The sequence below is a fragment of the Stenotrophomonas sp. GD04145 genome (assembly GCF_029835135.1).
Taxonomy (GTDB): Bacteria; Pseudomonadota; Gammaproteobacteria; order Xanthomonadales; family Xanthomonadaceae; genus Stenotrophomonas; species Stenotrophomonas maltophilia_P.
Window position 1 is genome coordinate 1 of record NZ_JAODZG010000078.1, and the last position, 6,549, is coordinate 6,549.

Consider the following 6,549-nt stretch of genomic DNA (forward strand, 5'->3'; position numbering starts at 1 on the left):
ATACCCAGGGCGCGTGCGCGAGTGGCGCGCCGACGCCGGCCCCGACGATCCCGCACGGCTGCGCGCCTGGTCCGGCCCCGGCAGCGACGATGCGCCCTTCGATCCGCAGCTGGCCGGGGAGGCGCCACCCGCGCTGGGCTATCGGCCGCTGACCGGTGGGCTGCCGGCGGCCGGGCCGGGCGCGGCCGACATGATGCGCTGGCAGGCACTGGGCCGGGGCCGCATCGGTGTCGTCACCGTGGCCGACAGCTGGCAGCTGCCGCTGGCGGGCCGGGCCGATCTGCACGGCGAGTTGTGGAGTGCCTGGGCCGCCGCACTGGCCCGTCCGCCCGGCGCGGCCGTGGCTGGCTTCCGCGGCGAGGCGCGGGTCGGCGAGCGCGTGGCGCTGTGCGACCTGGCGCCCGGCGCGCGCGTGGTGGCGCCCGATGGCCGCGCGATCCTCCCCGTGCCCGATCCGGCCGCCGACGGCTGCGCCGGCCTGTGGCCGCGCGCGCCCGGCTGGCACCGCGTCGACGGCGGCGACGTGCTGTGGGTGCGTGGCGTCGACGATGCGCCCGGCATGCAGGCGGCCGCGCTGCAGGCCGGGACCCGACGGCTCGCGGGCGCCGGCGCCGGCGCGCAGACGCCGCCGCCCCGTGCGGTGCCTGCCGTCGTCTGGTTCTTCGCCTGCCTGCTGGTCACCGCGCTGCTGTGGGCGCTGCACCGCATGCGGCGCGGGCGCGGCGGCGTCGCTCCCATCGCCTGAGTGCGCCACCCGCGCTGCGGACACGGCCTGTTCACAGATCCGTGACGGGACTTCGGCGACCCTAGGCGTCCTGCCGCACGTCGGCCTGCCCGGGGTGTGTGGCGTTGCGAGTCCGTGTCCTGTTGTTACTGAGCGTGCTGCTGGCGGCCTGCAGCGATGCGCCCGACGCCCCGCCGCCGCCGCGCCCGGTGATCGTCCAGCTGGTCGAAAGCGCGTCCGCCGACCGCACGCTGCGCCTGCCCGGGCGTGTGGAGGCCGCCGAAGGCACCGAACTCGCGTTCCAGGCTGATGGCCGCATCACCCGGTATCGGGTGAGCGACGGCGAACGGGTCGAACGCGGCCAGGTCCTGGCCGAACTCGACGACACCGACTACCGCCTGCAACTGGGCGAGGCCGAGGTCGCCCTGCGGACCGCCGAGGCCGATGTCGCCCGCCGCCGCGGCCTGCGCGACGAAGGCATCCTCGCGCCGGCCGCGGTGGAACAGGCCGAGGCGCAGCTGGCGAGTACGCGCGCGAACCGCGATGCCGCGGCGCGCCAGGTGGGATTCACCCGGCTGCGCGCGCCGTACGCGGGCGTGGTGGTGCGCCGCCTCGCCGCGGCCGGCGTGGTGGTGCCGGCCGGCGAACCGGTGCTGCGGATGCAGGATGCGGACTTGATCGAGGTCGTCGTCGACGTGCCCGAGCGCGACGCCGCGCGCCTGGCGTTCGGTCCCGCACTCGTCGCCCGCGGTCGCGTGCTCGCGTTGCCCGAACTGCCGCCGATGGTCCTGGCCTACCGTGAACATGCGACCGCGCCGGATGCGCAGTCACGCAGCTATCGGCTGGCGTTGCGCGGTACGCCGCCGCCGGGTGCCAACGTGCTGCCCGGCATGGCGGTGCAGGTGGCGATCGAAGACCCGGCGCCCGCCACGCTCGCGGCCGGCCAGCACCGTGTGCCGGCGAGCGCGGTGCTGAGCGCGGCCGACGGGCAGGCGGTGGTGTGGACGGTGGGCGAGGACGGCGCCGCGCAGCCGGTGCCGGTGCGGGTGCACGCGATCGAGGGCACGCAGGCGCGCATCGAAGGCGAACTTGCGCCATCGGCGCAGGTGGTCGTCGCCGGTGCACGCCTGCTGCAGGCCGGGCAGATCGTCGAACCGCGCATCCGGCGCTGACCCGGCATGGAGATCGCGCGTTACGCCATCCGCCACCCGGTCAATGTCTGGCTGCTGATCCTCGCCTGCCTGGTCGGCGGCGTGTTCGCCTATTTCAATCTCGAGCGGCTGGAAGACCCCGAGTTCACGATCAAGGAAGCGGTCGTGACCACGATCTACCCCGGCGCCAGCGCCGAACAGGTGGAGCGCGAAGTCAGCGACGTGCTCGAAAGCGCGGTCCAGCAGCTCACCCAGCTCAAGCAGGTGCGCACGACGTCGCGGCCCGGCTATTCCGAGCTGCGGGTGGAGATCCTCGAGCGCTATTCCAGCGAGGAGATTCCGCAGATCTGGGACGAGCTGCGGCGCAAGATCAACGACACCGCGGCCAGTCTGCCGCCCGGTGCGCAGGCGCCGGTGGTCAACGACGATTTCGGCGATGTCTTCGGCCTGTACTACGCGATGACCGGCGACGGCCTCACCCGCACCGAGCTGCACGAGGCCGCCAAGACCCTGCGCCGCGGCCTGCTGCCGGTGGAGGGCGTGGGCAAGGTCGAGATCGCCGGCGCGATCGAGGAACGGTTCGTCGTCGAGATTCCGCAGGCGCGCCTCGCCGCGCTGCGCATCGCGCCCGAGGAGATCGCCGGCGCACTGGCCGATGCGGAAACCGAACTGCACGCCGGTGGGCTGCGCAGCGAGGACCTGTACCTGCGCGTCGCGCCCGGCGGCGCCTTCGATACGCTGCAGGCCCTGCGCACGTTGCCGGTGGGGCGCGGCGATGCGCGGGTGACCCTCGGCGACATCGCGCAGATCCGCCGCGAGTTCGCCGAGCGGCCGGCCCAGATCATCCGCCACGACGGGCGCGAGGCGCTGACCATCGGCGTCGCCGGCCTGCCGTCGGTGAACATCGTCGACGTGGGCGAGGCCGTCGACGCGGCCCTGGCGCGGCTCGAGCCGACCCTGCCGCTCGGCGTCGAACTGCATCCGATCTACCAGCAGGCCGATGTCGTCGACGCGGCGGTGACCAGCTTCGCGATCAACGTGGCGATGTCACTGGGCATCGTGATCGGCGTGCTGTGTCTGGTGATGGGCTGGCGCGCCGGCGTGATCATCGGCAGCGTGCTGCTGCTGACTGTCGGCGGCACGCTGCTGGCGATGTATCTGCTGGGCCTGCAGCTCGAACGCGTGTCGCTGGCGGCGCTGGTGATCGCGATGGGCATGCTGGTCGACAACGCTGTGGTGATCTGCGACGGCATGCAGGTGCGGCTGCGCCAGGGGCACTCGGCGATGCGCGCGGCGCGCGAGTCGGTCCGGCTGACGCAATGGTCGCTGCTCGGCGCGACCATCATCGGCATCCTCGCGTTCGCCGGCATCGGCCTGTCGCAGGACACCACCGGTGAATTCCTGTTCTCGCTGTTCTCGGTGATCCTGATCTCGCTGCTGCTCAGCTGGGTGCTGGCGATCACCGTGGTGCCGCTGCTGGGCTACTGGTGGCTGGCGTCGAAGGACGCGCGCGAGCGCGACGACGAAGACGGACGCGACGGCGACGGCGATGCGGGCGACAGCCCCTACCGGGGCAGGTTCTACGACCGCTTTCGCGGCGTGCTCGATGCGCGACTCGGTCGTGCCGGCCTGACCGTGACCCTGGCGACACTGCTGACCATCGGCTGCGTCGTCGGATTCGGCTTCCTGCCGCAGTCGTTCTTTCCGCCCGCGTCCACGCCGATGGCCTTCGTCGACATCAACACCCGCCAGGGCAGCGACATCCGCGCCACCGACGCCGCGGTGCGCGAGGTCGAGGACTATCTGGCCCAGGAGTTCCCCGAGGTGCTCAGCCGGGTCGCGTTCGTGGGGCAGGGCGCGTCGCGCTTCATGCTGACCTACGCGCCGGCGATGCCCGACAGCGCGTTCGCGCAGGTCATCCTGCTGGTCGACGACGCCGACGTGCTCGAGGACATGCTCACGCGCCTCAATCGCGAAGCCGCAGAGCGCTTCCCCGAGCTGCGCGTGCACGCGGCGCGGCTGATGTTCGGCGGCGCGTCCGAGGCGCGCGTCGAGGCGCGCTTCAGCGGTCCCTCGGGCGAGACGCTGCGCGAGATCGCGGCGCGTGCCGAGGCCATTTTCCGCGACACGCCGATGCTCGAGAACGTGCACCACGACTGGGGCGAACGCGAGCTCGTGCTGCGGCCGCGGCTGGATCTGCAGCGCATGGCCGAGGCCGGACTCGGTCGACAGGACATCGCCCAGGCGCTGACCATGGCCACCGAAGGCGTGCCGCTGGCGGTGCTGCGCGAGGGCGATGCGCAGCGCCAGGTGCTGCTGCGCGCGCCGGACGACGAGCGCCCTGCGCCGGAGGGGTTGCTCGATCGCCTCGCCTGGAGCGCGGGCGCGACGGCCTACGTCCCGATCGCCCAGGTGGCCGATCGCGTCGACGTGGTGCAGGAGGACGCCGCGATCCAGCGCCGCGATCGCGTGCGCACCATCGCCGTGCAGGCCGAGCCGGTGGTCGGCGTGGAGGCGAGCGACGCCCACGCCGACATCCGCGAGGCGATCGAAGCCATGCCGTTGCCGCCCGGCTACACCCTGACCTGGGGCGGCGAATTCGAGAGTTCCGGCGATGCGCAGACGGCCCTGATGCGCACGCTGCTGCTGCCGTATCTGGGCATGATCCTGGTGACCGTGCTGCTGTTTTCCCGCGTGCGCCAGCCGGTGGTGATCTGGCTGGTGGTGCCGATGTCGATCTGCGGCGTGACCATCGGGCTGGCGATCTCCGGCCAGCCGTTCGGCTTCGTGGCGCTGCTCGGTCTGCTCAGCCTGACCGGCCTGCTGCTCAAGAACGCGATCGTGCTGGTGGAGGAGATCGACCGCCGGATGGCCGAAGGCGGCAATGGCCGCGCCGCGATCGTCGAAGCGACGACGAGCCGCCTGGTGCCGGTGACGATGGCGGCCGGCACCACGGTGCTGGGCATGGTGCCGCTGCTGTTCGACGATCTGTTCGCATCGCTGGCCGTGACGATCATGGGCGGTCTGGCGTTCGCGACCGTGCTCACCCTGGTCGTCGTGCCGTGCCTGTACCTGCTGGTCTTCAAGGTGCCGCGCGACGACGACCGCAGAACCGCGGAGGCACGCGCATGAAGATCTCCAGGCTCGGTGTCCTCGCGGCCGCGCTCGCGCTCGCCGCCTGCAGCACGCCGCCGGTGCGCGAGCGGCCGCCGCTGCCGGCGGCCTACTACGCGCCCGCGGGTGATGCTGCGCGGCCGGCCGATCCGGCGGCGCTCGCATACTGGTGGCGCCAGTTCGACGATCCGCTGCTGGCGGAACTGGTCGAGACCGCGCTGGTCCGCAGTCTCGACCAGCAGGCGGCGCTGGCCCAGCTGCGCATCGCACGCGCGCAACTGCGGCAATCCCGCGCGGCGCTGCTGCCGCGGCTCGATCTCGGCGGTCAGGCCAGCCGCCAGATCATCAATACCGATGCGCTGGCCGACACGCCGCTGGGCGAGGAATTCGATGTCGGCGGCGACGTCAATTTCGACACCTGGCAGCTGGCGCTGCAGGCCGAGTGGGAAGTGGATCTGTTCGGCGCGAACCGGCTGCGCCGCGATGGGGCCGGGCGCCAGGTGCAATCGGCCGAGGCACAGCTGGTGGCGGTGCGCCTGGGCGTCGCATCCAATCTCGCGCAGGGCTACGTGCAGGCGCGCGCGCTGCTCGCCCAGCGTGCACTGCTCGACGAAGGCGTGCGCATCGCGCGTGAGGCCGAGCGTGTCGCCGACGGGCGCTTCCGGCTGGGCGAGGTCACCCGACTGGATGTGGAAGCCGCCGGCGCGCAGCGCGCGGCGCTCGAAGCGCAGCGCGGCGACATCGACGCCGGTCTCGCCGAAACCGCGTTCGCGCTGGATACGCTGATCGACCGGCCGCACGGAACGGTGCTGCAGCGCCTGGGCGACGGCACGCGCGTGCCGATGGCCGATGCCGGGATTCCGCGCGGACAGCCGATGGATCTGTTGCGCCGACGACCCGACGTCATCGCCGCGGTCGCCGGGCTGGAGGCCGCCGAACTGGCGGCGCTGGCCAGCCGCCGCGACCTGTTCCCCAAGCTGGGGGTCAGCGCGGCGCTCGGGCGCAGCGGGGTCGCGATCGGCGATCTGTCCGGTGCTTCGGACCTGCGCTCGCTCGCCGCGCAGCTCGGGTTTCCGTGGCTGGACTTCGGCGCCAGCCGCGCGGCGATCGATCTCGCCGACGCGCAGGCCGACGCCGGCTTCGTCGAGCTGCGCCAGGCGCTGGCCACCGCATTGCAGGAGGTCGAGACCGCGACCGCCCAGCTCGCCGCGCGCGGGGCGCAGCGCGCCGCCCGTGGGGAAGCGCTGTCACGCGCCGAACGCACCCGGGCGATGGCCCGACGCACCTACGAGGTGGGCCTGGCCAATCTCGCCGACCTGCTCGATGCCGAGCGCGCATGGCTCGATGCACGCCAGCAGGCGCTCGACACCGAGCGCGCCGTCGCATTGGCACAGATCGCGCTCTACACCGCGCTGGGCGGTGGCTGGCGTGCGCCGGACGCCGCCGCGCCGCAGGAGGCCGCGGTACGCGACACCATCGAGTCCGTGCCCGATCGCATCCGCGCACCCGCGTCGCCCGCTGGCGATTGAGTCGCCGAGAGGCGGGCGCCCGGATGCGTGC

At 73.0% G+C, this 6,549-nt stretch carries 3 protein-coding genes and 1 pseudogene; all 4 read left to right on the plus strand.

All coding sequences use genetic code 11. The features are described 5' to 3' along the window. Positions 1 to 745 (plus strand): annotated as a pseudogene (locus N7367_RS19010) (hypothetical protein); the annotation flags it as partial. Between the two features lie 104 nt (positions 746 to 849). Further along, the gene (locus N7367_RS19015) at positions 850 to 1,896 is read left to right on the plus strand and encodes an efflux RND transporter periplasmic adaptor subunit (protein ID WP_171974408.1); all 1,047 of its coding nucleotides are present in this window, start codon (positions 850 to 852) and stop codon (positions 1,894 to 1,896) included. Positions 1,897 to 1,902: 6 nt separating this feature from the next. After that, positions 1,903 to 5,007: an efflux RND transporter permease subunit gene (locus N7367_RS19020; RefSeq protein ID WP_075077143.1), complete on the plus strand. Its 3,105-nt coding sequence runs from the start codon at positions 1,903 to 1,905 to the stop codon at positions 5,005 to 5,007. After that, complete coding sequence (locus N7367_RS19025) at positions 5,004 to 6,518, plus strand: efflux transporter outer membrane subunit (protein WP_075077144.1); 1,515 nt, start codon at positions 5,004 to 5,006, stop codon at positions 6,516 to 6,518. Before N7367_RS19020 ends, N7367_RS19025 begins: the two co-directional genes overlap by 4 nt. The last annotated feature ends 31 nt before the right edge of the window (positions 6,519 to 6,549 follow it).

Excerpts from the sequence above, each read along its gene's own strand:
- N7367_RS19020 (WP_075077143.1), top strand. The coding sequence starts at position 1,903 with ATGGAGATCGCGCGTTACGCCATCCGCCACCCGGTCAATGTCTGGCTG.
- N7367_RS19025 (WP_075077144.1), top strand. The coding sequence starts at position 5,004 with ATGAAGATCTCCAGGCTCGGTGTCCTCGCGGCCGCGCTCGCGCTCGCC.